The sequence below is a fragment of the Streptococcus sp. 1032 genome, assembly GCF_013277015.1.
Taxonomy (GTDB): Bacteria; Bacillota; Bacilli; order Lactobacillales; family Streptococcaceae; genus Streptococcus.
The window spans coordinates 38060-63564 of sequence record NZ_VMMD01000008.1; the positions used below are offsets into that span (position 1 = coordinate 38060).

Annotated in this window: 24 protein-coding genes, 1 pseudogene and 1 other annotated feature; of the genes and pseudogenes, 24 read left to right on the top strand and 1 reads right to left on the bottom strand. The window is 37.2% G+C overall.

All coding sequences use genetic code 11. From position 1 onward, the window contains the following. Positions 1-180 precede the first annotated feature (180 nt). From HT711_RS01655 to HT711_RS01665, 3 genes are all read left to right on the top strand, one after another. Complete coding sequence (locus tag HT711_RS01655; RefSeq protein WP_050971352.1) at positions 181-747, top strand: hypothetical protein; 567 nt, start codon at positions 181-183, stop codon at positions 745-747. Positions 748-1068: 321 nt separating this feature from the next. Beyond that, positions 1069-1257, top strand: a complete 189-nt coding sequence (locus HT711_RS01660; RefSeq protein WP_000179769.1) for a hypothetical protein — start codon at positions 1069-1071, stop codon at positions 1255-1257. 62 nt (positions 1258-1319) lie between these two features. After that, positions 1320-2084, top strand: a complete 765-nt coding sequence (locus HT711_RS01665; RefSeq protein WP_050252851.1) for an ATP-grasp domain-containing protein — start codon at positions 1320-1322, stop codon at positions 2082-2084. 609 nt (positions 2085-2693) lie between these two features. On the opposite strand, the gene HT711_RS01670 is transcribed toward HT711_RS01665, so the two are convergent. Beyond that, positions 2694-3065: an AbiH family protein gene (locus tag HT711_RS01670; protein WP_173218366.1), complete on the bottom strand. Its 372-nt coding sequence runs from the start codon at positions 3063-3065 to the stop codon at positions 2694-2696. Between the two features lie 184 nt (positions 3066-3249). Here HT711_RS01670 and HT711_RS01675 point away from each other — a divergent pair, with 184 nt between their 5' ends. The 21 genes and pseudogenes from HT711_RS01675 to HT711_RS01770 all read left to right on the top strand — a co-directional run bounded on the left by HT711_RS01675 (position 3250) and on the right by HT711_RS01770 (position 25503). Continuing rightward, positions 3250-3594 carry a hypothetical protein gene (locus tag HT711_RS01675; protein ID WP_001127479.1) on the top strand — a complete coding sequence of 115 codons (345 nt, stop codon included), beginning with the start codon at positions 3250-3252 and terminating at the stop codon, positions 3592-3594. Between the two features lie 75 nt (positions 3595-3669). Then, positions 3670-4527: a hypothetical protein gene (locus HT711_RS01680; RefSeq protein ID WP_240147172.1), complete on the top strand. Its 858-nt coding sequence runs from the start codon at positions 3670-3672 to the stop codon at positions 4525-4527. Next, the gene (locus tag HT711_RS11190; protein WP_240147173.1) at positions 4520-4954 is read left to right on the top strand and encodes a hypothetical protein; all 435 of its coding nucleotides are present in this window, start codon (positions 4520-4522) and stop codon (positions 4952-4954) included. Before HT711_RS01680 ends, HT711_RS11190 begins: the two co-directional genes overlap by 8 nt. A 346-nt stretch (positions 4955-5300) precedes the next feature. Next, on the top strand, positions 5301-6371 hold the full coding sequence (locus HT711_RS01685; protein ID WP_173218368.1) for a hypothetical protein: 1071 nt from the start codon (positions 5301-5303) through the stop codon (positions 6369-6371). 23 nt (positions 6372-6394) lie between these two features. Then, complete coding sequence (locus tag HT711_RS01690) at positions 6395-7564, top strand: hypothetical protein (RefSeq protein WP_173218370.1); 1170 nt, start codon at positions 6395-6397, stop codon at positions 7562-7564. A gap of 182 nt (positions 7565-7746) precedes the next feature. After that, positions 7747-8061, top strand: a pseudogene (locus HT711_RS01695) (transposase family protein); the annotation flags it as partial. A 143-nt stretch (positions 8062-8204) separates the two neighbouring features. Further along, on the top strand, positions 8205-9428 hold the full coding sequence (locus HT711_RS01700; RefSeq protein WP_050242906.1) for an FtsW/RodA/SpoVE family cell cycle protein: 1224 nt from the start codon (positions 8205-8207) through the stop codon (positions 9426-9428). A gap of 24 nt (positions 9429-9452) precedes the next feature. Continuing rightward, complete coding sequence (ppc, locus tag HT711_RS01705; protein ID WP_173234014.1) at positions 9453-12149, top strand: phosphoenolpyruvate carboxylase; 2697 nt, start codon at positions 9453-9455, stop codon at positions 12147-12149. A gap of 96 nt (positions 12150-12245) precedes the next feature. After that, positions 12246-12464 (top strand) — a binding site (T-box leader). Positions 12465-12727: 263 nt separating this feature from the next. Then, positions 12728-13732, top strand: a complete 1005-nt coding sequence (gene trpX, locus HT711_RS01710; RefSeq protein WP_173234016.1) for a tryptophan ABC transporter substrate-binding protein — start codon at positions 12728-12730, stop codon at positions 13730-13732. 68 nt (positions 13733-13800) lie between these two features. After that, positions 13801-14667: an ABC transporter permease gene (locus tag HT711_RS01715; protein ID WP_173234018.1), complete on the top strand. Its 867-nt coding sequence runs from the start codon at positions 13801-13803 to the stop codon at positions 14665-14667. Further along, entirely contained in the window at positions 14664-15422 is a 759-nt protein-coding gene (locus tag HT711_RS01720; protein ID WP_173234020.1) for an ABC transporter ATP-binding protein, read from the top strand. The genes HT711_RS01715 and HT711_RS01720 overlap by 4 nt, the downstream gene beginning before the upstream one ends. Before the next feature lie 89 nt (positions 15423-15511). Then, entirely contained in the window at positions 15512-17272 is a 1761-nt protein-coding gene (gene dnaG, locus HT711_RS01725) for a DNA primase (RefSeq protein ID WP_173249709.1), read from the top strand. A 2-nt stretch (positions 17273-17274) separates the two neighbouring features. Beyond that, positions 17275-18384, top strand: a complete 1110-nt coding sequence (gene rpoD, locus HT711_RS01730; protein ID WP_000201900.1) for an RNA polymerase sigma factor RpoD — start codon at positions 17275-17277, stop codon at positions 18382-18384. 13 nt (positions 18385-18397) lie between these two features. Continuing rightward, positions 18398-18727, top strand: coding sequence for a metal-sulfur cluster assembly factor (locus HT711_RS01735; RefSeq protein ID WP_173234024.1), 330 nt, complete (start codon positions 18398-18400; stop codon positions 18725-18727). Between the two features lie 115 nt (positions 18728-18842). Next, entirely contained in the window at positions 18843-19886 is a 1044-nt protein-coding gene (cpoA, locus tag HT711_RS01740; RefSeq protein ID WP_173249710.1) for an alpha-galactosylglucosyldiacylglycerol synthase, read from the top strand. 15 nt (positions 19887-19901) lie between these two features. Continuing rightward, positions 19902-21227, top strand: a complete 1326-nt coding sequence (locus HT711_RS01745; protein WP_173234027.1) for a glycosyltransferase family 4 protein — start codon at positions 19902-19904, stop codon at positions 21225-21227. A gap of 29 nt (positions 21228-21256) precedes the next feature. Then, positions 21257-21433, top strand: coding sequence for a PspC domain-containing protein (locus tag HT711_RS01750; protein WP_173234132.1), 177 nt, complete (start codon positions 21257-21259; stop codon positions 21431-21433). A gap of 58 nt (positions 21434-21491) precedes the next feature. Next, positions 21492-21626: a DUF4044 domain-containing protein gene (locus tag HT711_RS01755; RefSeq protein WP_000863859.1), complete on the top strand. Its 135-nt coding sequence runs from the start codon at positions 21492-21494 to the stop codon at positions 21624-21626. 63 nt (positions 21627-21689) lie between these two features. Beyond that, positions 21690-23000, top strand: a complete 1311-nt coding sequence (gene obgE, locus HT711_RS01760; protein WP_173234029.1) for a GTPase ObgE — start codon at positions 21690-21692, stop codon at positions 22998-23000. 9 nt (positions 23001-23009) lie between these two features. Beyond that, complete coding sequence (locus HT711_RS01765) at positions 23010-23168, top strand: hypothetical protein (protein ID WP_007284777.1); 159 nt, start codon at positions 23010-23012, stop codon at positions 23166-23168. A 1075-nt stretch (positions 23169-24243) separates the two neighbouring features. After that, positions 24244-25503 carry a UDP-N-acetylglucosamine 1-carboxyvinyltransferase gene (locus HT711_RS01770; protein ID WP_173234031.1) on the top strand — a complete coding sequence of 420 codons (1260 nt, stop codon included), beginning with the start codon at positions 24244-24246 and terminating at the stop codon, positions 25501-25503. Positions 25504-25505 lie beyond the last annotated feature (2 nt).

The following is a 25505-nucleotide window of genomic DNA, read 5'->3' on the forward strand; positions in this document are numbered from 1 at the left end:
TAGCTGTCGTAGAGTAAGGAGTTTACGACGAAACGATACGGTAACAGCGAACCGCTGAGTGTGTAGCCTTGAAATGATGTTTTAAGAAGGTGGAAAAAAGAATTTACTATATCCTAAGGGTAACTAATCAGTATTATATTCTGAAAAATCAATCTACGGATAATTTAGATGAGGTTATAAATGATTATATTAGAGTTATATCAAAATAATTATTCTAAAGATTTAGTCGCATTTGATTCCATAAAAGATGGGAAAGCCTTTGTAGCTCAAATTCCGGGATACACTCTGGAAACAGAAGATGGTTTTGAAGTGGAGTATTTTAATCCTAAAAACATACCGGATTATATGGAAATTATTTTTAACGGAAATATTGTTCCTTTATCTAAATTTATGTTCGATCCTGAGGAAAATGTAGACATTATTTGGAAAGAGATTTCAAATTTATCCCTCAAAAACGATAGAGTAATCGAAGGATATTCAAAAATCGATGCATATGTCGTTAACAACCATGAAGTTAAAGCCTATGTCGAAACAAGAGAAACGAACTATCGTAAAGCAAAAGACTTCTTAGAAAGCCGTGGATATGAAATCGACAGAAGCTTTTTCGGAAGTGAAGACGGCGAAGCGATTCTCTACAGAAAAAAAGGTGCCGAAGATTGGCATTTCTTATCACATTTAGACTCAATGTTTGTAGAGATTGAAGATGTAGAAGGATATGTTAAAGAAGAGGTGGGAGAGATTCAATAGTCAAGCAAAGTTCCTTGTGAGTATGTACCTTTGCTAGTAAAAGCGTCAAAACGTTGTAACGAAGGGGGTTAAGAAAACCCTTGAGTGTAAGCCTTCTTCTTGTTTAGAGGGAAAGTATTAGAGTAGCCGCTCATAATTTATACTAGATTTGATAACTTATTTGAGATAGATTTTATTTCTATAAATACTGTGAAAATTTTTTAATACTAAAGATTTAAAGTTACTGTGTTAAAAATTCTCTCCACTTTTAAACTAATGTATTATAAAAGCGAGTTGACACAAGTGTTACACCTATGATAGAATTAACTAGAGGTGAAGAAAATGGCAACCGATAAAAATAGAATAATGATTAGCTTGGATGATAAAAATCTAGAGAAACTTGAAAATTTAGTAGAAGATGCTAGAGATAGAAGAGGAATGCGACTAACAAAGTCCCAGGTTATAGAATTACTCCTAAATACTGTTGATTATTTCGATGATATTATGGGAGCTATTTACTCAAAAAAATAACAGCAAAAATGCTATTATTTTTTTACAAACAGGTGCAACACTAGTGAAGCAGGAGTGATAAAATGGTTGTTTATATTAGACAAAGCAAACTACCAAGTGAAGTTTCAATTAATAAATACAATGCTCAAGTAGGTGCCTACTTACAAGGAGAAGAAATTATTTTATATCAATCTTTTTCTGAAATAGAACAGTTAACAAGTGAAGATATAGTTGTAGATTATATAATGGAGACTAGAGCATTGCTAAAAATGATGGGGTTAAATGTTCCGGTTTATGACTATCCTATTGAGCTTAAAGACTTTTATGGTCGAAAGATTTATGAAGGTGTTTTAGGAGAGATTGTAAATATACCTGATAATTGGGGAAAATTTATTAAGCCTAAAGCTGGTTCAAAAGTCTTTACTGGAAGAGTTGTTAACGGAACCCGTGATTTGATAGGTATTGGTCTACCTTTTGACTATCCTATATGGATTAGTGAGGTTGCAGAATTCATAGCAGAATGGCGTTGTTTTGTTTTAGATGGTAGCGTATTAGATGTTCGACCCTATACAGGTGATTATCATGCACAATTTGATCCTAGTGTAATTGATAAAGCCATATCATGTTGGAAAGATGCGCCAATAGCTTATGGACTAGATATTGGTGTTACTAGTGATGGCAGAACACTTGTTGTTGAAGTAAATGATGGTTATGCATTGGGAAATTATGGCCTATCTCCTTTAAACTCAATCAACTTTCATAAAGCTAGATGGAAAGAAATGGTAAAACCTTATTTTGAAAAAAACGATGTCTTTACTATGCCTGAAAATGAAAATATAAGTTTCTAAAAAGAACAGAATTAAATCTGTGTATCTGCAACGAGTAAGTTGCAGTTTTTTGTTTTGAATAATGATATAATAGATTAAGAAAATAATGAAAACGCTATATATTTGAAAGTTGATTAGGAAAGCAGGAAGTATGGAAACAATCGATATTTTTTGCCTTTAGAGTCTTAAATTTTACATCATATTAATAAATTGAACCACACCATTATATCCCCAATTTTTTAGGTTGTTCTGTATGTCGTTCTTATTTTGCTCAGTAAGATAATAGTCGTTGACATAAAATTTTGTATTTGAATCAGTATGTTTAATAATCTCTTTCAAATACGGAATATCAGGTATGTCAGATGGTACAATATTTAGACCGAAATCATAGACTTCTTCCAAAGTGAATAGGCTATTAAAAAAATCTATATTTTCTTTCTAAAACAGTAGTGCAATTAAAGACCAAATAAAAAGCAGCCTTTGAATACGAATCAATGAGTTTGCTTCTAATTTTGATTTTTTCAGGATTCTGTATTTTTGAGTTTATCCAATCAAAGAAGGCAGCATTTTGACATAATTTATATACACAAACTAAATCATTTAATTTTGTTAAACAGATGTTTTTATCCTTTAGAATTTGTTTGAAAGGTATCTTAGAAAGTTTTTTTCAAATTCATTCCATGTAATATTATCGACATTTTTATCATGATTTGCATATTCGGTTAGAGTGAAAAAGAATTCATAAGCTTCTAGATTACCTTCATGATAGTTAGACCCATAATATCCGCCATCTTTAAATGATTTTTTGCTGTCTTCATCGACTTCAGGGATAGTTAAATTTTGAAAACCTTCAAGTTCAATTCTATTAATAGCATTATTAAAGTCAAATTTACTACCAAATTCTTTACAAGTGTCTATTATGAACTTTCTAAAATCATTGTATCCTGTGTTTAATTTATAGGCCATATCAAACCCATTTCCAATAATAAAAAGTGTATTCAAGTTTTCTACCTCCTGAAATATATTATACCAACTTATTGAGATAAATAGTAGTAGACTTATATTACATATTTTAAGATGTGGAACTTATTAATTTGATTGGTAGCGAAAACAACTAGAAGTAGCCCATCAAGATATTTTAAATTAGATAATATTGCATTTGCAATTATAACAAAGGAGTACTAACATGCCGAAATATACCGATGAAGATATTAGAAAATTAAATAAAATCACATTAAAAATTGCTGGTGATTATTTAGGTATAAGTTCACAAGCAGTTGCGATAGGTCTTAGAAATAATCTTCTTCCAATTGGTTTTGCTATTCATAACGAAGAAAGAGACAGACGTTTCACTGAGAGTTGGTCATATCATATTATTGCTGAAAGAATGATTTCATACAATCACGGTAAGCTATCTGAGATCCGTGTTGAAAATATTGAAACTAGTTTAGATAAAATTATAGAGGAATTTAACGGTTTAAAACAAGATTTACTTTTTATATTAAGCGAAAATGCAGAAGTGAAGAATTAGAAGTTTTTGAATTTGCGTTTTCGCTTGGTAAATATAAAAATGGTGATGTGAAATATAAGGGTAAAGGTGTTTCAAATGAAGATGATAAAGACCTTTTCTAGAGAAGAACTCTATGAAGTAATCTGGGAAATAAGTGCAAAACAAGTTTCATTGAAATATGATTTAAGCTATTCAGACTTACTCAAGAAATGCAAAGAATTTGAAATCCCAATTCCAAATGGTAGTTATTGGTATCGTAAGAATACTGGACAAGATTTAAGTGAACTTATTATTCCATTACCACAAAATGACGTAAATGAGGTTCATATTGATAGAAAAAGTCTAAAGAACAATAGAATAAAACCTAGTAAACATAAAGAAGATAGTACGGAGGATAAAAACGAAGATACTGTTAAACTTGATACAACTAGTATAAGAAGTTCATTATCATTTATAGAGGACGATAAAATAGAACGTATTATTGAAGCAGTTTTAAACCTAAACCAGGCTCCAAATAAGAGATTACATAAATCTGTAGCTAATCTAAGAGATAAAATCGCAGAGTGGAATAAGAGGGAAACAGCTGCTTCCTATCTCTACTTTGATTCTAGGCACAGATATAATGATTTAAAAGAACCTAAATTTGTAAAAAATATTTCACTCAATTCTCTTCCACGTTTATATCGCTTTTTAGATACACTAGTTACTGTAATTGAAAGAATTGGTGATAATGTAACTTCAAATTGGGATATTCAAATTGATAAGGATATTGTTCGTTTTGAAGTTATAGAATCAACAGACAAAGTAAGTCATGAATTAACAAAAGAAGAAGCTAAAGAACTAGCAGAGTACAATGATAGCGTTAAGTTTAATGGATATGCTTTTAAACCAAGAATAAAGAAGTATGACTATATACCAAATGGAAAATTCCGATTTAAGATAATAGATGGGTAAATACATTAAAGATACTAAAGAATTCACACTTGAACAATCAATCCCAGAAATAATTGTTTTAATTTACCAAGAGCATTATAAAGTTAAGAACTTACGCCTTGAACGTGAAGAGAAAGCAAGACTATACGAAGAGGAGCAAGAGCGAAAAAGAAAATTACAAAATAGAATCGAAGAAGAGAAGAAGCGGACAATGTCTCTTCTGAATATGCTAGAAGATTTTCAAACAGCAAATGATTTAAGACTGATGGCTGATAAACTGGAGATAGTAGGGAAACTTAGTAAAGAGGAAATTGATTGGATTAGATCCAAGGCTGACTGGATCGACCCAATAGTTTCTTCATCAGATGAATTATTAGGAATCAGAAATCATGAAAATTCTAGAGAAGAAAAAGAACAATATCTAAGTGAGAAAAGGTACTACTGGTAAATTTGTGTTTTTAGTTTTTCACAGAGTGTAGTGTTATTAGAGTAAATGATTAACTAAACTAATAATAAATCATTTTACACATTTATTATAAATAGGTCTTTAATACAAGATAGTATATACTTTCGTTCTATAATTTAGAAGTTTTCTTGCACTATGTTTAGTCACTATCACTGCTTGTTATTTCTATAAATTAAAATAGTAAGATTTTTTGAAAACAAAATTTTTATTGTTCAGGAACAATTTGTATCAAAGTGGTTGTTCAAGTTGAACTTCTTAATGGCTAAGGTCTTTTTATAGTTTTAGTGGTATAATAAACAATATGAATAAGCTGTTTTTGGGGGACAAAATGATTGATAGTATTAAAGTGAAGAAAGTTGAAATAGACTCTAAAAAAATTCCCATAGACAGCTCAACAAACCTCTCTGAAAAGATAAAATTGGGACAAAATACTACACCTATTTCTGTTTTGGCTGATACCTTTAGTAGCTTTCAAGCAACTGTAAATGCTAACATTATTTCAGAATTAACTGCAACTTCAAATGTATTAAGTTCAGCTAAATTAGTGAATATTACTAATTTGACAACTTCTTTACTAAGTCTGCCTTCATCAATTCAAGTGGACAAAAGCGTTATTAATGTTATGTTAGAAGTGATTGATTCGTACAATAAGATGTTGTCAAGCACACACTTGCAAGCAATTCAAAACATTGCAGAGTCTGCTAAAAATTTAATTGCTAGCTATCAAATTGATTATTCAAAGACTTTTAGTGGCATTAATGAACTTTTAAAGTCACTGCCTTCGATTTACACACAAGAAGAAATTGAGCAGATTATTTCTCGAGTTCAACTGCTGGCAGAAAATGGATGGGTTATTTATTTTCGTGATAGAAATGTTTATCAACGTTTACTTGCTGAGGAATGGAATACCTTGGAGGACGAATGGTTAGAGCTGCTTAGGGATAAACTAAAAAATGAGGATTTTATTATTGACTTACAAAATTCAGCGTGTTATTCAGCTCCTCTTGTAAGATCAATGGTTGATTGCTACTTTAATCGAAACTTTTATGCAGCATACACTCTGGGAAGTTTGGCAATTGATGGTGCACTAAATAGAATTTCAGAAATGACTTCATTAGAGAAAAAAATACCAGTAGGTCACCGAGCGATTAAAGAAATTGATAATATATTTATTGATAAGTCGTTTAGCGATGTAGGACTGATGCACTGGCTGTATAGTTTCTTCAAAGATACTAATAGATTTACACTTGATGAACCAAATCGACATATGATTAGTCATGGTCGGTGGGAGAAAGAAATCGAAGAACAAGAGTTTTTGAAGTTATTTAATGCAATGTTGTATATTTGTGATGAGTATGATTATTGGGAAGAAGTTATTCGTTATGAACAAGACAACTAAATATTTTTGGAGGTTAAACACCTATGCTTGAAATATATCCTTTTATTCAGGAGCTAGTTAAGTGTGAAACGACCATACAGAAAATAGAAGTTTTCAATAGATGGAACCTTCATGAGTGTAGAGTTTTTCTATTTGATGAAGAAAAGTCAAATTTTGGTAATATAGGCAAATCATTTAGCTATGGAAAGTTTAATCTGATTGGTTTGGGAGATTACCAAAAAATTTGGGTTATTGATAAAAATACTGTGAATGCTAAGGATAATTTCTTACCCGTTGCCAGAATTATCAATTATGACTTAAACATTTTTACCTACATACATGATTTATATAGAGGAAGAAATGTCCCAGATAAGGAGAATTTAATTAAATTTTTACACGAAATTAAATCGTTGCGTCTAACAAATAATATTTCAAATGCTTTAATGGAAAGATATACCACCCCAATAAATCGTGAATTATTAGCCAAAATGATTGAAAGTTATGTTTATTTTGATAGCACTAATTTTGAAGTATTTCAATCTAATGTGCCTCAGACTCTAAAACCAGATAAATATATTTGGATGAAAGAAATCTGGGAAGATGCAGAAAACTACCTAAGCAATGATGAGGTGATACAACAGTATGAGGCAGTATGTTGCTATATATTGAAAGCATTCGTTTTGAAAAATACAAAAAATCTTTCTACAAAAGCTAAAGTAGCTGAGTTTAAACGCTATTGTTTTGAGGATTTATGCGTATTTTTAGAATTGGAAATGACTTTATTAATACTTTTTTTGAAAAATGATAGTGCTGTTCAAGAAATATTTAAAAAGTTACAGCTAGGGGCTAAGAAGTTAATTGATAAAATACATAATACAGCATGGGATATTTTTCATATAAGACTATTGGAACAAAGTACTTTATTCAATTGTATTGAAAATTCAGATGTGATTTATCTCCATTATTTCGCAACTGCGGATTCTGGAGTGGCTGAGGTATTACGAGTCAATCCGATTAAAATGCTGGTTTATTATAATGAAAAACTTATACCTATACGTCGATATGATGCACTAGATTTCTTCACTCAAGATGAATTAGATTTTTATACTACTGCAGAAAAAATTACATTACGTGAGACGAAAGTTCAGAGTATTGATTTCTGTTCTATAAAGCAAGGATTGGTCAGTGAGTTAGGGGATTTCCTTACTAAATAAATTTTAATAGTTCCGTTCTATAGTATTATTCCAAAATCACTTTTACATACTTTCGTTCTATAATATAGAAGTTTGCTAGCACCACACGTGGAGTGTGTAGGATTGCTTGAAAAAGCGTAAAAACCTTGGAACGAAAGGGATAATAGACTTTCTGCGAAACAAAAATACAAGACAATAAAACTATGGATGATGAAGCAAGTAAACAATTAAGCGATATCCGTTTCAAGAGCCTTGTAGGTGTTCAGCGCACGACTTTTGAAGAGATGTTATCTGTGTTAAAAACAGCTTATCAACGTAAACGCGCAAAAGGTGGACGAAAATCCAAATTAAGCCTAGACGATCTCCTCAAGGTAACTATTCAATACATGCGAGAATAGCGCACTTATGAACAAATTTCGGCTGATTTTGGCATTCACGAAAGCAACATAATTAGTCGGAGTCAATGGATTGAAGCAACTCTTATTCAAAATGGTTTTACGATTTCAAATTCTGCCTTAATTCTGTAAAAACAGTAAAATTCGAAGGATTGTAAGGTAAGAGTTTTTTTCTTTCTGAAAAAATGGTATAATAGCAATCAAAACTAGAAAATAAAACGGAATTTGGAACAGATTTATCTGTATCCTAGTAGAGTGGTGATACTATGAAGATTAGTAAGAGGCACTTATTAAATTATTCCATCTTGATTCCTTACTTGCTTTTATCTATTTTGGGCTTGATTGTGGTCTATTCGACCACCAGCGCTATTTTAATCGAAGAAGGCAAGAGCGCCTTGCAATTGGTTCGAAACCAAGGAATCTTTTGGATTGTTAGTTTGATACTGATTGCCTTAATTTATAAATTGAGACTAGATTTTTTGAGAAATGAGCGACTAATCATTTTAGTTATATTGATAGAAATGCTTTTATTGTTCTTGGCTCGTTTTATTGGTATTTCCGTAAATGGGGCATACGGTTGGATTTCGGTTGCAGGAGTAACTATTCAGCCAGCTGAGTACTTAAAAATCATTATTATTTGGTATTTGGCTCACCGATTCTCCAAACAGCAAGAAGAAATAGCTATTTATGATTTTCAAGTTTTGACTCAAAATCAATGGCTTCCCCGTGCTTTTAATGATTGGCGATTCGTTCTCCTGGTTCTGATTGGAAGTTTGGGAATTTTCCCTGATTTAGGAAATGCGACTATTTTAGTCTTGGTTTCCTTGATTATGTATACAGTTAGTGGAATCGCTTATCGCTGGTTTTCAACCATTCTGGCGCTCGTATCTGCCGCTTCTGTCTTTGTCTTGACCACTATCAGCCTAATCGGTGTTGAGACCTTTTCAAAAATTCCAGTATTTGGCTATGTGGCCAAGCGCTTTAGTGCCTTTTTTAATCCTTTTGCCGATCGTGCGGATGCGGGTCACCAGTTATCTAATTCTTATTTTGCCATGGTCAATGGCGGTTGGTTTGGTCTAGGTCTTGGGAATTCGATTGAAAAACGAGGTTATTTACCAGAAGCTCATACAGACTTTGTCTTTTCTATCGTGATTGAAGAATTTGGCTTTGTTGGTGCCAGTCTTATTTTAGCTCTCTTGTTTTTCATGATTTTGCGGATTATCTTGGTCGGTATCCGAGCGGAGAATCCTTTCAATGCTATGGTTGCACTCGGTGTCGGAGGGATGATGTTGGTTCAGGTATTTGTCAATATCGGAGGGATTTCGGGCTTGATTCCATCTACAGGAGTGACTTTCCCCTTCTTATCCCAGGGTGGAAATAGTCTTCTAGTCTTATCAGTGGCAGTAGCCTTTGTCTTAAATATTGATGCCAGTGAAAAACGCGCTAAGTTGTACCGAGAATTGGAAAATCAACCAATGAACCTTCTGTGAAGTAGAATAAAGAAAGGATAGTCTATGTCTCTTCAAAAATTAGAAAATTATAGTAATAAAAGTGTTGTGCAAGAAGAAGTATTGATTCTAACAGAATTGCTGGAAGATATCACTAAAAACATGCTTGCCCCAGAGACCTTTGAAAAAATCATGCAGTTGAAAGAATTATCAACGCAGGAAGATTATCAAGGTCTAAACCGTCTAGTGACTAGCTTATCAAATGATGAAATGGTCTATATTTCACGCTATTTTTCAATCTTACCTCTTTTGATTAATATTTCAGAGGATGTGGATTTAGCTTATGAAATCAATCATCAAAATAATATTGATCAGGACTATTTAGGTAAATTATCTACAACGATCAAAATGGTTGCTGAAAAAGAAAATGCCGTTGAGATCCTAGAACACTTGAATGTTGTCCCTGTTTTGACAGCCCATCCAACACAAGTGCAACGCAAAAGTATGTTGGATTTAACAAATCATATTCATAGTCTTTTGCGTAAATACCGTGATGTTAAGTTGGGGTTGATCAATAAAGAAAAATGGCACAATGATTTGCGCCGTTATATCGAAATTATCATGCAGACAGACATGATTCGTGAGAAAAAATTAAAAGTGACTAACGAAATCACGAATGCTATGGAATATTACAACAGCTCCTTTTTGAAAGCTGTACCTCACTTGACGACGGAGTATAAGCGCTTAGCGCAAGCCCATGGGCTGAATTTAAAACAGGCTAAACCGATCACGATGGGAATGTGGATTGGTGGAGACCGTGATGGGAATCCCTTTGTTACAGCAGAGACCTTGAAGCAGTCTGCACTCACTCAGTGTGAAGTCATCATGAACTATTATGATGAAAAGATTTACCAACTTTATCGTGAATTTTCTCTTTCAACTAGTATTGTCAATGTAAGTAAGCAAGTCAGAGAAATGGCTCGTCAGTCTAAGGATAATTCGATTTACCGCGAAAAAGAGCTTTACCGTCGTGCCTTGTTTGATATTCAATCAAAAATCCAGGCAACTAAAACCTATCTGATTGAGGATAAGGAAGTTGGGACTCGTTATGAAACCGCCAATGATTTCTACAAGGATTTGATTGCCATTCGAGATTCTCTACTAGAAAATAAGGGCGAGTCCTTGATTTCAGGTGATTTTGTGGAATTATTGCAGGCAGTAGAGATATTTGGTTTTTACCTAGCATCAATTGATATGCGACAAGACTCTAGCGTCTATGAAGCCTGTGTGGCAGAACTCTTGAAATCAGCAGGAATTCATTCTCGATATAGCGAGTTGAGCGAAGAAGAAAAATGTGACCTTCTCTTGAAAGAGTTAGAAGAAGATCCCCGAATTCTTTCTGCGACTCACGCAGAGAAATCAGAATTATTAGCAAAAGAACTAGCTATTTTTAAGACGGCTCGTGTTTTGAAAGATAAGTTGGGAGATGATGTCATCCGTCAGACCATCATTTCACATGCAACCAGCCTTTCTGATATGCTAGAATTAGCTATTCTATTAAAAGAAGTAGGACTGGTGGATACGGAAAGGGCGCGTGTTCAGATTGTTCCCCTTTTTGAAACAATTGAAGACTTGGATCATTCAGAGGAAACAATGAGACAATATCTTTCTCTTAGCCTTGCCAAAAAATGGATTGCTTCACGTAATAACTACCAAGAAATCATGCTTGGCTACTCTGACAGTAACAAAGATGGCGGTTACTTGTCATCATGTTGGACCCTTTACAAGGCTCAACAACAATTGACTGCTATTGGAGATGAATTTGGCGTTAAGGTTACCTTCTTCCATGGCCGTGGTGGGACTGTCGGTCGTGGTGGTGGGCCAACCTATGAAGCCATCACATCTCAACCGCTCAAGTCTATCAAGGATCGTATCCGCTTGACGGAGCAGGGTGAAGTAATTGGCAATAAATACGGTAACAAAGACGCCGCTTACTATAACCTTGAAATGCTAGTATCTGCAGCCATTAACCGTATGATTACGCAGAAGAAGAGCGATACCAATACCTCAAATCGTTATGAAGCTATTATGGATCAAGTAGTGGACCGTAGTTACGATATCTACCGTGATTTGGTCTTTGGTAATGAGCATTTCTATGACTATTTCTTTGAGTCAAGTCCAATCAAGGCTATTTCAAGTTTTAATATCGGTTCTCGTCCAGCCGCTCGTAAGACGATTACTGAAATCGGTGGTTTGCGTGCCATCCCTTGGGTATTCTCATGGTCACAAAGTCGTGTTATGTTCCCTGGATGGTACGGGGTTGGTTCAAGCTTCAAGGAATTTATCGATAAAAATCCAGATAATATTGCTATTTTACGAGATATGTACCAAAATTGGCCTTTCTTCCAATCGCTTCTTTCAAATGTTGATATGGTTTTGTCAAAATCAAATATGAATATTGCTTTTGAATATGCTAAACTTTGTGAAGACGAGCAAGTTAAGGCCATCTATGAGACTATTTTAAATGAATGGCAAGTTACTAAGAACGTTATCTTGGCTATTGAAGGACATGACGAACTCTTAGCTGACAATCCATATCTAAAAGCTAGTCTGGATTACCGTATGCCTTACTTTAATATTCTCAACTATATTCAGTTAGAGTTGATTAAACGCCAACGTCGTGGAGAATTGTCCAGTGATCAAGAACGATTGATTCATATCACCATCAACGGAATTGCGACAGGATTGCGTAATTCAGGTTGATACCTATCAAACTTCCTCTTTTCTATAGGGGAAGTTTTTGAATCTTTCAAAAAAATGCTAAAAGAGTCTTGACAAGTAGTTGAAAAATGATATAATTTAAACATTCAGAAAAGTAATCATAATAAACTTTTTAGAGAGTCTGTGGTAGCTGAAAACAGATAAGTGATGATGATGAAAATTGGGCTGAATGTTATTTAGAATTTGAAATCATAAAAATTCGGTGAGCACACCTTACAGTGCATCTCGTTATTGCGAGACAGAGCGATAGGGAAATTCCCTATAATTGAGGTGGTACCGCGCATCGACGTCCTCACACAAGTTTTTTGTGTGAGGACTTTTTTGATGGAGGTTAGTATGGAAAGAAAACGATGGCGTCGCTTGTTTATACTCAATGAAAATCAAAAAGCAAACTAGGAAGCTAGCCGCAAGCTGCTCAAAACACTGTTTTGAGGTTGTGGATAGAACTGACAGAGTCAGTATCATATATCTACGGTAAGGCGACGCTGACGTGGTTTGAAGAGATTTTCGAAGAGTATTAGATAAGTGAAGTATTTTAAAGGAATAAAAGGGGAAATAGAATGAAAAATAAACGTTTAATTGGAATTATCGCTGCATTAGCAGTCTTAGTAGCAGGAAGCTTAATTTATTCTTCAATGAATAAATCAGAAGCTCAGAATAATAAGGATGAGAAGAAAATAGCCAAGATTGGTGTGCTTCAATTTGTGAGCCATCCATCCCTTGACTTGATTTATAAAGGGATCCAAGATGGACTTGCAGAAGAAGGATATAAAGATGATCAAGTTAAAATCGATTTTATGAACTCAGAAGGTGACCAAAGTAAGGTTGCGACAATGAGTAAACAATTGGTTGCAAATGGGAATGACCTTGTGGTTGGTATCGCAACACCAGCAGCCCAAGGTTTGGCTAGTGCCACAAAAGACCTACCTGTTATCATGGCCGCTATTACAGACCCAATTGGTGCTAACTTGGTTAAAGATTTGAAAAGACCAGGTGGCAACGTTACAGGGGTATCTGACCACAATCCAGCTCAACAACAAGTTGAACTCATCAAAGCTCTGACACCGAATGTGAAAACAATCGGAGCTCTTTACTCAAGTAGCGAAGACAATTCAAAAACACAGGTCGAAGAATTTAAGGCTTATGCTGAAAAAGCAGGTCTGACAGTGGAAACATTTGCAGTTCCTTCAACAAATGAAATTGCCTCAACTGTCACTGTTATGACTAGCAAGGTAGATGCTATTTGGGTTCCAATTGATAACACCATTGCATCAGGATTTCCAACGGTTGTCTCTAGCAATCAAAGTTCTAAGAAACCGATTTATCCAAGTGCGACAGCTATGGTAGAAGTAGGTGGTTTGGCATCAGTTGTAGTTGATCAACATGACCTTGGTGTGGCAACTGGAAAAATGATTGCCCAAGTTCTGAAAGGTGCAAAACCAGCTGATACCCCAGTCAATGTCTTTTCAACTGGTAAGTCAGTCATCAATAAAAAAATAGCACAAGAACTAGGTATTACGATTCCTGATTCTGTTCTAAAAGAAGCAGGGCAAGTCATCGAATAAATAAGGTAGGGAGGAGGAGACTCTTCCCATTTTTTAAAAAGATGAATATAGAAAGGATTAAATAAAATATGATTGTTTCCATTATTTCTCAAGGATTTGTCTGGGCTATTTTAGGTCTGGGGATCTTTATGACATTTAGGATTTTGAACTTTCCAGATATGACGACAGAAGGTTCCTTTCCTCTTGGGGGAGCTGTTGCTGTCACTTTGATAACTAAAGGCGTGAACCCTTTTTTAGCGACACTGCTTGCTGTAGGAGCAGGGTGTTTGGCTGGAATGGTAGCAGGACTTCTTTATACAAAAGGGAAGATTCCAACCTTGCTATCAGGGATTTTGGTGATGACTTCCTGTCACTCAATCATGCTCTTGATTATGGGACGTGCCAATTTAGGCCTGCTTGGAACCAAGCAAATTCAGGATGTTCTACCTTTTGATTCGGATTTGAATCAACTCTTGACAGGTCTCATCTTTGTGAGTATTGTTATTGCTCTCATGCTCTTTTTCTTAGACACCAAACTCGGACAAGCCTATATTGCTACAGGTGACAATCCTGATATGGCTAGAAGTTTCGGGATTCATACTGGGCGCATGGAGCTTATGGGCTTGGTCTTATCAAATGGTGTGATTGCTCTTGCAGGCGCTCTCATTGCACAGCAAGAAGGTTATGCTGATGTGTCTCGAGGAATCGGGGTTATCGTTGTGGGGCTTGCAAGTTTGATTATTGGGGAAGTTATTTTTAAGAGTTTGAGCTTGGCAGAACGTTTGGTTACCATCGTTGTAGGTTCTATTTCTTATCAATTCTTAGTGTGGGCAGTTATCGCATTTGGCTTTAATACAAGTTACCTTCGTCTATATAGTGCAGTGATTTTAGCAGTCTGCCTCATGATTCCAACATTTAAGCAAACAATCTTGAAAGGAGCCAAGTTAAGCAAATGACAGCCATTGTAGAATTAAAAAATGCAACCAAAGTCGTTAAAAATGGCTTTGATGAAGAAAAGATTATTTTAAATGATGTTTCCTTAGAAATTTTTGAACAGGATTTTATCACGATTTTGGGTGGAAATGGTGCTGGTAAATCAACCCTCTTTAACACTATTGCAGGAACCTTATCACTAACCAGTGGAACTATCCGTATTTTAGGTGAGGATGTTACCAAGTTTTCACCAGAAAAGCGCGCTAAGTATCTGTCTCGTGTCTTCCAAGATCCAAAGATGGGGACAGCTCCTCGTATGACAGTGGCAGAGAATCTCTTGATTGCCAAGTTTCGTGGTGAAAAGCGTGGACTATTTCCGAGACGTCTGGCTAGCTACAAGGATGAATTTCAGACAACTATTGAAAAAGTGGGAAACGGTCTTGAGAAACACTTGAATACACCGATTGAGTTCTTATCAGGTGGACAAAGACAGGCCTTGAGTCTCTTGATGGCAACCTTGAAGCGACCTGAATTACTCTTGCTAGACGAGCATACTGCAGCTCTTGATCCAAAGACCAGTGTTTCCCTCATGGAATTGACGGATGAATTTGTCAAGAAAGACCAGCTGACAGCGCTTATGATTACCCACCATATGGAAGATGCTCTCAAATATGGCAATCGTTTAATTGTCATGAAAGAAGGACGAATTATCCAAGATTTGAAACAAGAAGATAAAGCAAAAATGAAAATCTCTGATTATTATCAACTCTTTGAATAAAGTAGGGAAAATGAGTGAAATGGTTTACTTTTTTTCTGAAATAAAGTATACTATATAAAGTAAACTATGATAACATGGAGGTATTGTGTATGGTTGACAAACAAGTCATTGAAGAAATCAAAAACAATGCCAACATTGTGGAAGTCATAGGAGATGTGATTTCTTTACAAAAGGCAGGACGGAACTATCTAGGGCTCTGTCCTTTTCATGGTGAAAAAACACCTTCTTTCAACGTTGTAGAGGACAAGCAGTTTTACCACTGTTTTGGTTGTGGTCGCTCAGGTGATGTCTTTAAATTCATTGAGGAGTACCAAGGGGTTCCCTTTATGGAGGCTGTCCAAATCTTAGGTCAGCGTGTCGGTATAGAGGTGGAAAAACCGCTTTATAGTGAACAGAAGCCAGCTTCACCCCACCAAGCTCTTTATGATATGCACGAAGATGCTGCCAAATTTTATCATGCTATTCTCATGACAACGACCATGGGGGAGGAGGCCAGAAACTACCTTTATCAGCGTGGTTTGACAGATGAAGTGCTCAAGCATTTTCGGATTGGTTTAGCACCTCCAGAACGAAACTATCTCTATCAACGTTTGGCTGGTCAGTATCGTGAAGAGGATTTCTTGGATTCGGGACTATTTTACCTCTCAGATGCCAATCAATTTGTAGACACCTTTCACAATCGCATTATGTTTCCCCTGACCAATGATCAGGGAAAGGTTATTGCCTACTCAGGTCGTATCTGGCAGAAAACGGATTCACAAACTTCTAAGTATAAAAATAGCCGATCGACTGCAATTTTTAACAAAAGTTACGAATTATATCATATGGATAGGGCAAAAAAATCTTCTGGTAAAGCCAGTGAGATTTACCTCATGGAAGGATTCATGGATGTCATTGCAGCCTATCGGGCTGGAATCGAAAATGCTGTGGCGTCCATGGGAACGGCCTTGAGTCGAGAGCATGTTGAGCATCTGAAAAGGTTAACCAAGAAGTTAGTCCTTGTTTACGATGGCGATAAGGCTGGGCAAGCCGCGACTTTGAAAGCATTGGATGAAATTGGTGGTATGCCTGTGCAAATCGTCAGCATGCCTGATAACTTGGATCCTGATGAATATCTACAAAAAAATGGACCAGAAGACTTGGCCTATCTATTAACGAAAACTCGTATTAGTCCGATTGAGTTTTACATTCACCAGTACAAGCCTGAAAATAGTGAAAATCTACAGGCTCAGATTGAGTTTATTGAAAAAATAGCTCCTTTGATTGTTCAAGAAAAGTCTATCACTGCTCAAAACAGCTATATTCATATTTTAGCTGACAGTCTGGCGTCCTTTGATTATGCTCAGATTGAGCAGATTGTTAATGAGAGTCGTCAGGCACAAAGGCAGAATCGCATGGAAGGAATTTCCAGACCGATGCCAATCACTATGCCTGTCACCAAGCAGTTATCGGCTATTATGAGGGCAGAAGCCCATCTACTTTATCGAATGATGGAATCTCCTCTTGTTTTGAACGATTACCGCTTGCGAGAAGACTTTGCATTTGATACACCTGAATTTCAGGTCTTATATGACTTGCTTGGTCAGTATGGCAATCTTCCTCCAGAAGTTTTAGCAGAACAGACAGAGGAAGTTGAAAGAGCTTGGTACCAAATTTTAGCTCAGGATTTACCTGCTGAGATGTCACCGCAGGAACTAAGTGAAGTAGAAATGACTCGAAACAAGGCTCTCTTGAATCAGGACAATATGAGAATCAAAAAGAAGGTGCAGGAAGCTAGCCATGTAGGAGATACAGATACAGCCCTAGAAGAATTGGAACGTTTAATTTCCCAAAAGAGAAGAATGGAGTAATAATGGCAACAAAACAAAAAGAAGTAACAACATTTGACGTACAAGTAGCAGAATTTATCCGTAATCATAAGCAAAAAGGGACAGCAACAGATGATGAAATCAATGCTAGTCTTGTCATTCCTTTTACCTTGGACGCTGATGGGATTGAAGATCTCTTGCAACGAATTCAGGATGCAGGAATTTCGATCACAGATAACGAAGGAAATCCAAGTGCGCGTGTTCTTAGTAATGAAGAAGAACCAGAACTCAGCGATGAGGATTTGATTGGGTCAACTTCGGCTAAGGTCAATGACCCTGTCCGTATGTACTTGAAAGAAATTGGAGTCGTACCTCTCTTGACCAATGAAGAGGAAAAAGAATTGGCACTGGCTGTTGAAGCTGGTGATATTGAAGCCAAACAACGTCTTGCGGAAGCCAACCTTCGTTTGGTTGTTTCTATTGCCAAACGCTATGTCGGCCGTGGTATGCAGTTCCTTGACTTGATTCAAGAAGGGAACATGGGCTTGATGAAGGCGGTTGACAAGTTTGATTATTCTAAAGGATTCAAGTTCTCAACTTACGCAACTTGGTGGATCCGTCAGGCTATCACTCGTGCTATTGCGGATCAAGCTCGTACCATCCGTATCCCAGTCCACATGGTTGAAACGATTAACAAACTGGTTCGTGAACAGCGTAATCTCCTTCAAGAATTAGGTCAAGATCCAACACCAGAACAGATTGCTGAACGTATGGATATGACACCTGATAAGGTTCGTGAAATCTTGAAGATTGCCCAAGAACCAGTATCTCTTGAAACTCCAATCGGTGAAGAGGATGATAGCCACCTTGGGGACTTTATCGAAGATGAAGTGATTGAAAATCCAGTGGACTACACAACTCGTATCGTCTTGCGTGAGCAGTTGGATGAGGTCTTGGATACTCTTACAGACCGTGAAGAAAATGTTCTACGTCTCCGTTTCGGGCTAGATGATGGAAAAATGCGTACCCTTGAAGATGTGGGTAAAGTCTTTAACGTGACTCGCGAGCGTATCCGTCAGATTGAAGCAAAGGCTTTGAGAAAACTACGCCAACCAAGTCGCAGCAAACCGCTTCGTGATTTTATTGAAGACTAAGAGTGAGGAAAATATGGCTTATACAGAAGAGCAAATTGAAAACATCAAAACACGAATTTTATCAGCCTTAGAAGAAGTCATCGACCCTGAGTTGGGAATCGATATTGTCAATCTTGGTTTGATTTATGAGATTCGTTTTGACGGCGACACAGGGCAAGCAGAGATTGATATGACTTTGACAACCATGGGTTGTCCCCTAGCAGACCTTTTGACGGATCAGATTTATGATGCCATGACAGAGGTTCCAGAAGTAACGGATACTGAGGTTAAATTAGTCTGGTATCCAGCCTGGACAGTTGAAAAAATGAGTCGCTATGCCCGCATTGCCCTAGGCATTAAGTAAACATATAAAAGCATGTGAGAGACCGTTGGAAAAGTGAGGAAATTTCTCCTTCTTTTCCTCTAGTCTCTCCTTTCTTTTGCTGATTTTATTCAAAGAAAATGATATAATAGTAGTTATGGAAAAAAAGAAATTACGCATCAATATGTTGAGTTCAAGTGAGAAAGTAGCAGGACAAGGAGTTTCAGGTGCCTACCGTGAATTAGTTCGTCTTCTTCATCGTGATGCCAAGGACCAATTGATTGTTACAGAAAATCTTCCAATCGAGGCAGATGTGACTCACTTTCATACCATTGATTTTCCCTATTATTTATCAACATTTCAAAAGAAACGCTCAGGAAGGAAAATTGGCTATGTGCATTTCTTGCCTGATACACTTGAGGGGAGTTTGAAAATTCCATTTTTCTTAAAGGGGATTGTGAAACGCTATGTATTTTCTTTTTACAACCGGATGGAGCACTTGGTTGTGGTCAATCCGATGTTTATCGAGGATTTGGTGGCAGCTGGTATTCCACGTGAGAAAGTGACCTATATCCCTAACTTTGTCAACAAGGAAAAATGGCATCCCCTTCCACCAGAAGAGGTAGTGAGACTGCGAACAGAGCTAGGTCTTAGTGACAATCAGTTTATCGTAGTAGGTGCTGGTCAAGTTCAGAAACGCAAAGGGATTGATGACTTTATCCGTCTGGCTGAGGAATTGCCGCAAATTACCTTTATCTGGGCAGGTGGTTTCTCTTTTGGTGGCATGACAGATGGTTATGAGCGCTACAAGAAAATCATGGAGAATCCCCCTAAAAATTTGATTTTTCCAGGCATTGTGTCGCCAGAGCGAATGCGTGAATTGTATGCCTTGGCGGATCTTTTCTTGTTGCCTAGTTACAATGAACTCTTTCCGATGACGATTTTAGAGGCTGCTAGTTGTGAAGCTCCTATTATGCTACGTGATTTGGATCTTTATAAGGTGATTTTGGAGGGAAATTATCGGGCGACAGCAGATAGAGAAGAGATGAAAGAAGCTATTTTGGAATATCAAGCAAATCCTGCCGCCTTAAAAAATCTCAAAGAAAAGGCTAAGAATATTTCCAGAGAGTATTCTGAAGAGCATCTGTTACAAATCTGGTTGGATTTTTATGATAAACAAGCCGCTTTAGGGAGAAAATAAAAAGTGAGGTAATCTATGCGAATTGGTTTATTTACAGATACCTATTTTCCTCAGGTTTCAGGTGTTGCGACCAGTATTCGAACCTTGAAAACAGAACTTGAAAAACAGGGACATGCTGTTTTTATCTTTACGACGACAGATAAGGATGTCAATCGCTATGAAGATTGGCAAATTATCCGCATTCCAAGTGTTCCCTTCTTTGCTTTTAAGGATCGCCGCTTTGCCTATCGAGGATTCAGTAAGGCACTTGAAATTGCTAAACAATATCAGCTAGATATTATCCACACTCAGACAGAATTTTCTCTTGGCTTGTTGGGGATTTGGATTGCGCGTGAATTGAAAATTCCAGTCATCCATACCTATCACACCCAGTACGAAGACTATGTGCATTATATTGCCAAGGGGATGTTGATTCGTCCTAGTATGGTCAAGTATCTGGTCAGAGGTTTCCTGCACGATGTGGATGGGGTTATTTGCCCGAGTGAGATTGTCCGTGATTTGCTATCTGACTATAAGGTCAAGGTTGAAAAACGCGTCATTCCAACTGGGATTGAATTAGCCAAGTTTGAGCGTCCGGAAATCAAGCAGGAAAATTTGAAAGAACTGCGTAGTAAATTAGGGATTCAAGATGATGAACAGATGTTGCTTAGTCTTTCCAGAATTTCCTATGAAAAAAATATTCAAGCAGTTTTAGCAGCCTTTGCAGAAGTTCTGAAAGAAGAAGACAAGGTTAAACTGGTGGTAGCTGGGGATGGTCCTTATCTGGATGATCTCAAAGAGCAAGCTCAGAAACTAGAGATTCAAGACTCTGTTGTCTTTACAGGGATGATTGCTCCTAGTGAGACGGCTCTTTATTATAAGGCGGCAGATTTCTTCATCTCGGCATCGACAAGTGAAACGCAGGGTTTGACCTACTTGGAAAGCTTAGCTAGTGGAACGCCTGTTATTGCTCACGGAAATCCGTATCTGGACAATCTTATTAGTGATAAAATGTTTGGTACCTTGTATTACGGCGAGTATGATTTGGCTGGAGCCATTTTAGAAGCCCTGATTGCAACACCAGACATGAATGAGCATACCTTATCAGAAAAATTGTACGAGATTTCGGCTGAGAACTTTGGGAAACGGGTGCATGAGTTTTATCTTGATGCTATTATTTCAAATAATTTCCAGAAAGATTTAGCAAAAGATGATACGGTCAGTCAGCGTATTTTTAAAACAGTTTTGTATCTTCCGCAAAAGGTAGTCGCTGTACCGGTAAAAGGCTCTAGACGCATGCTGAAGGCTTCAAAAACACAGTTAATCAGCATCAGAGATTATTGGAAAGACCATGAAGAATAGAAAGAGGAATAGCTATGAAAAAACAATTGATGAGAGGTGGTAGTGATCAAAAAATTGCTGGTGTTTGTGCTGGGGTAGCCCATTATTTTGATATGGATCCGACTATTGTTCGTGTAATATGGGGTGTTCTTGCTTGCTGTTACGGAGCGGGAATTGTAGCTTATATCATTTTATGGATTATCGCACCAGTAGCAAGTGACTATTGAAAACTAGCTCAATTCATGCTAAGATAATAGAAAATAGAATGTAACGAAGGAGAGAAAAATGGCATTTGGAGATAATGGAAATCGTAAAAAAACGATGTTTGAGAAAATAACCTTGTTTATCGTGATTATCATGCTAGTAGCAAGTTTATTGGGAATTTTTGCAACTGCAATTGGTGCCCTCAGTAATCTATAAAATAGATTCAAGAAAATTTAGTGACTGGGATTTCCCAGCCCTTTTTTAAAGTGAGAAGAAATAATGAGTATGTTTTTAGATACAGCCAAGATTAAGGTCAAGGCTGGTAATGGTGGCGATGGTATGGTTGCCTTTCGCCGTGAAAAATATGTCCCTAATGGTGGTCCTTGGGGTGGTGATGGTGGTCGTGGAGGCAATGTCGTCTTCGTTGTAGATGAAGGTCTACGTACCCTCATGGATTTCCGCTATAATCGCCATTTCAAGGCTGATTCTGGTGAGAAAGGAATGACCAAAGGGATGCATGGTCGTGGTGCAGAGGATCTCAGAGTTCGTGTTCCACAAGGTACGACTGTTCGTGATGCAGAGACTGGCAAGGTTTTGAAAGATTTGATTGAACATGGTCAAGAATTTATTGTAGCCCACGGTGGTCGTGGTGGACGTGGAAACATCCGCTTTGCGACACCCAAAAATCCTGCACCTGAAATCTCTGAAAACGGAGAACCAGGTCAGGAACGTGAGTTACAATTGGAACTAAAAATCTTGGCAGATGTCGGTTTAGTAGGATTCCCATCTGTTGGGAAATCAACACTTTTAAGTGTTATTACCTCAGCTAAACCTAAAATTGGAGCCTACCACTTTACGACAATTGTACCAAATTTAGGTATGGTTCGCACCCAATCGGGTGAATCTTTTGCAGTAGCCGATTTACCAGGTTTGATTGAAGGGGCTAGTCAAGGTGTTGGTTTGGGAACCCAGTTCCTCCGCCACATTGAGCGTACACGTGTCATCCTCCATATCATTGATATGTCAGCTAGCGAAGGCCGTGATCCTTATGAGGACTACCTAGCTATCAATAAAGAGCTGGAGTCATACAATCTTCGTCTCATGGAGCGTCCACAGATTATCGTAGCCAATAAGATGGATATGCCTGAGAGTCAGGAAAATCTTGAAGAATTCAAGAAGAAATTGGCTGAAAACTACGATGAATTTGAAGAGTTACCAGCTATCTTCCCGATTTCTGGATTGACCAAGCAAGGTTTGGCAACGCTCTTGGATGCGACAGCTGAATTGTTAGACAAGACACCAGAATTCTTGCTCTACGACGAGTCAGATATGGAAGAAGAAGCTTACTATGGATTTGACGAGGAAGAAAAAGCCTTTGAAATTAGTCGTGATGACGATGCAACATGGGTGCTTTCTGGTGAAAAACTCATGAAACTCTTTAATATGACCAACTTTGATCGTGATGAATCTGTCATGAAATTTGCCCGCCAACTTCGTGGTATGGGGGTTGATGAAGCCCTTCGTGCGCGTGGTGCTAAGGATGGGGATTTGGTCCGCATTGGTAAATTTGAGTTTGAATTTGTAGACTAGGAGACTGATATGGGAGATAAACCGATATCTTTCCGAGATGCGGATGGTAATTTTGTTTCCGCTGCAGACGTTTGGAATGAAAAGAAATTGGAAGAACTGTTTAATCGTCTCAATCCAAATCGTGCTCTGAGATTGGCACGAACTAAAAAAGACAATCCATCTCAGTAAAGAAGCTAAAAAATCCCGTGCCTCATCAGATACGGGATTTTGTGGTACGACGGGATGTATAGCAAACTGAATCTGGAATAGCACAGCATATCTTCTAAAATATTGTTATCAATTGATTTGAATTTCAAAATTAAATTGTTTGATTCTTATTTCACTTTGTTATAGTATATCTGATGTCAAAATTCTCGGCGAGTCAAATAGCGATTCCCAAGCCTGACTATCGTGAGGTAGCGGATTAAAACGGTCTGGGGATAGATCGTTTTAAGTCTGATGCTGGAAATAAGAATCGTCAGGGGAAGGGATAGCGAAATCGTGGCTCTACGAACAGGAACGTGATAGTAAGGCGTATATAGTGGATAAGGGGGCTCAAAACTCTAAAGTCCAAAAAGGTAGTCGTAACCTATATACATAAAGCACGAGAGTAATTGAATTCGGACTAAGATTTTCTATTTTCACTGTAACCTTTTAACGTCCTCATATCTTGTATACACGAGGAAAGATGTATGACTTATCCCGTGAGGTCTATCACTATAAAGAGAAAACGACAGATAGAGGTGATCCTGAGTCACGGTTATCTTTAAAATAGATTGTCTGATAGGATGCTAGCCTGAAAACGTCTTGTTCATGAAATATAGGACGCTATGTATAAAACGCTTCTGTGAACTGAGAGAAGGGGGAGAAGTTCTTTCTAAAGTTTAGTTGAACAGCCGTATTCCGATACTTAGATAAGGGGGTTAGTCTTAGCTCCTACTCGATTTCAGGGGGCAAAAAAGGGGCAATAGCGATTCGAGAAAGATTATACTCTTCGAAAATCTCTTCAAATCACGTCAATATCGCCTTGCCGTATATATGTGACTGACTTCGTCAGTCTTATCTACAACCTCAAAACAGTGTTTTGAGCAGCCTGCGGCTAGCTTCCTAGTTTGCTCTTTGATTTTCATTGAGTATCAGTGACTAAATCATCAACTCTGATTTATCCAATAAAATTGAAAAGGATGGAAAAAAGGTTGCATTTATGATATAATTTATTTTAAAGACCTTATTAGAAATCTTGAAAGAGTATTGAAAACTTAGAATGAGAAAAATTGTTATCAATGGTGGATTACCACTACAAGGTGAAATCACTATTAGTGGTGCTAAAAATAGTGTTGTAGCCTTAATTCCGGCTATTATCTTGGCTGATGATGTGGTGACTTTAGATTGCGTTCCAGATATTTCGGATGTAGCAAGTCTTGTCGAAATCATGGAATTGATGGGAGCTACTGTTAAACGTTATGACGATGTCTTGGAGATTGATCCAAGAGGTGTTCAAAATATTCCAATGCCTTATGGGAAAATTAACAGTCTTCGTGCATCTTACTATTTTTATGGGAGCCTCTTAGGCCGTTTTGGTGAAGCGACAGTTGGCCTACCGGGAGGATGTGATCTTGGTCCTCGTCCGATTGACTTACACCTTAAGGCGTTTGAAGCTATGGGTGCCACTGTTAGCTACGAGGGAGATAACATGAAGTTATCTGCTAAAGATACAGGACTTCATGGTGCAAGTATTTACATGGATACGGTTAGTGTAGGGGCAACGATCAATACGATGATTGCTGCGGTTAAAGCGAATGGTCGTACTATTATTGAAAATGCAGCCCGTGAACCTGAGATTATTGATGTAGCTACTCTCTTGAATAATATGGGTGCCCATATCCGTGGGGCAGGAACTAATATCATCATTATTGATGGTGTTGAAAGATTACATGGAACCCGTCATCAGGTGATTCCAGATCGTATTGAAGCTGGAACATATATTTCTTTAGCTGCTGCAGTTGGTAAAGGAATTCGTATCAATAATGTTCTTTACGAACACCTAGAAGGATTTATTGCTAAGCTGGAAGAAATGGGAGTGAGAATGACTGTATCTGAAGACAGCATTTTTGTCGAAGAGCAGTCTAATTTGAAAGCAATCAATATTAAGACAGCTCCTTACCCAGGCTTTGCAACTGATTTGCAACAACCGCTTACCCCTCTTTTACTAAGAGCGAATGGTCGTGGTACAATTGTCGATACGATTTACGAAAAACGTGTAAATCATGTTTTTGAACTAGCAAAGATGGATGCGGATATTTCGACAACAAATGGTCATATTTTGTACACGGGTGGACGTAATTTGCGTGGAGCCAGTGTTAAAGCGACCGACTTAAGAGCTGGTGCAGCTTTGGTTATTGCTGGTTTGATGGCCGAGGGACAAACTGAAATTACCAATATCGAGTTTATCTTACGTGGTTATTCTGATATTATCGAAAAATTACGTAATCTAGGAGCGGATATTACACTTGTTGAGGATTAAAC

Bases quoted from the DNA above. Each gene is read 5' to 3' on its own strand.
- HT711_RS01655 (WP_050971352.1), top strand. From the start codon at position 181: ATGATTATATTAGAGTTATATCAAAATAATTATTCTAAAGATTTAGTC.
- HT711_RS01660 (WP_000179769.1), top strand. From the start codon at position 1,069: ATGGCAACCGATAAAAATAGAATAATGATTAGCTTGGATGATAAAAAT.
- HT711_RS01665 (WP_050252851.1), top strand. From the start codon at position 1,320: ATGGTTGTTTATATTAGACAAAGCAAACTACCAAGTGAAGTTTCAATT.
- HT711_RS01675 (WP_001127479.1), top strand. From the start codon at position 3,250: ATGCCGAAATATACCGATGAAGATATTAGAAAATTAAATAAAATCACA.
- HT711_RS01680 (WP_240147172.1), top strand. From the start codon at position 3,670: ATGAAGATGATAAAGACCTTTTCTAGAGAAGAACTCTATGAAGTAATC.
- HT711_RS11190 (WP_240147173.1), top strand. From the start codon at position 4,520: ATGGGTAAATACATTAAAGATACTAAAGAATTCACACTTGAACAATCA.
- HT711_RS01685 (WP_173218368.1), top strand. From the start codon at position 5,301: ATGATTGATAGTATTAAAGTGAAGAAAGTTGAAATAGACTCTAAAAAA.
- HT711_RS01690 (WP_173218370.1), top strand. From the start codon at position 6,395: ATGCTTGAAATATATCCTTTTATTCAGGAGCTAGTTAAGTGTGAAACG.
- HT711_RS01700 (WP_050242906.1), top strand. From the start codon at position 8,205: ATGAAGATTAGTAAGAGGCACTTATTAAATTATTCCATCTTGATTCCT.
- ppc (WP_173234014.1), top strand. From the start codon at position 9,453: ATGTCTCTTCAAAAATTAGAAAATTATAGTAATAAAAGTGTTGTGCAA.
- trpX (WP_173234016.1), top strand. From the start codon at position 12,728: ATGAAAAATAAACGTTTAATTGGAATTATCGCTGCATTAGCAGTCTTA.
- HT711_RS01715 (WP_173234018.1), top strand. From the start codon at position 13,801: ATGATTGTTTCCATTATTTCTCAAGGATTTGTCTGGGCTATTTTAGGT.
- HT711_RS01720 (WP_173234020.1), top strand. From the start codon at position 14,664: ATGACAGCCATTGTAGAATTAAAAAATGCAACCAAAGTCGTTAAAAAT.
- dnaG (WP_173249709.1), top strand. From the start codon at position 15,512: ATGGTTGACAAACAAGTCATTGAAGAAATCAAAAACAATGCCAACATT.
- rpoD (WP_000201900.1), top strand. From the start codon at position 17,275: ATGGCAACAAAACAAAAAGAAGTAACAACATTTGACGTACAAGTAGCA.
- HT711_RS01735 (WP_173234024.1), top strand. From the start codon at position 18,398: ATGGCTTATACAGAAGAGCAAATTGAAAACATCAAAACACGAATTTTA.
- cpoA (WP_173249710.1), top strand. From the start codon at position 18,843: ATGGAAAAAAAGAAATTACGCATCAATATGTTGAGTTCAAGTGAGAAA.
- HT711_RS01745 (WP_173234027.1), top strand. From the start codon at position 19,902: ATGCGAATTGGTTTATTTACAGATACCTATTTTCCTCAGGTTTCAGGT.
- HT711_RS01750 (WP_173234132.1), top strand. From the start codon at position 21,257: ATGAGAGGTGGTAGTGATCAAAAAATTGCTGGTGTTTGTGCTGGGGTA.
- HT711_RS01755 (WP_000863859.1), top strand. From the start codon at position 21,492: ATGGCATTTGGAGATAATGGAAATCGTAAAAAAACGATGTTTGAGAAA.
- obgE (WP_173234029.1), top strand. From the start codon at position 21,690: ATGAGTATGTTTTTAGATACAGCCAAGATTAAGGTCAAGGCTGGTAAT.
- HT711_RS01765 (WP_007284777.1), top strand. From the start codon at position 23,010: ATGGGAGATAAACCGATATCTTTCCGAGATGCGGATGGTAATTTTGTT.
- HT711_RS01770 (WP_173234031.1), top strand. From the start codon at position 24,244: ATGAGAAAAATTGTTATCAATGGTGGATTACCACTACAAGGTGAAATC.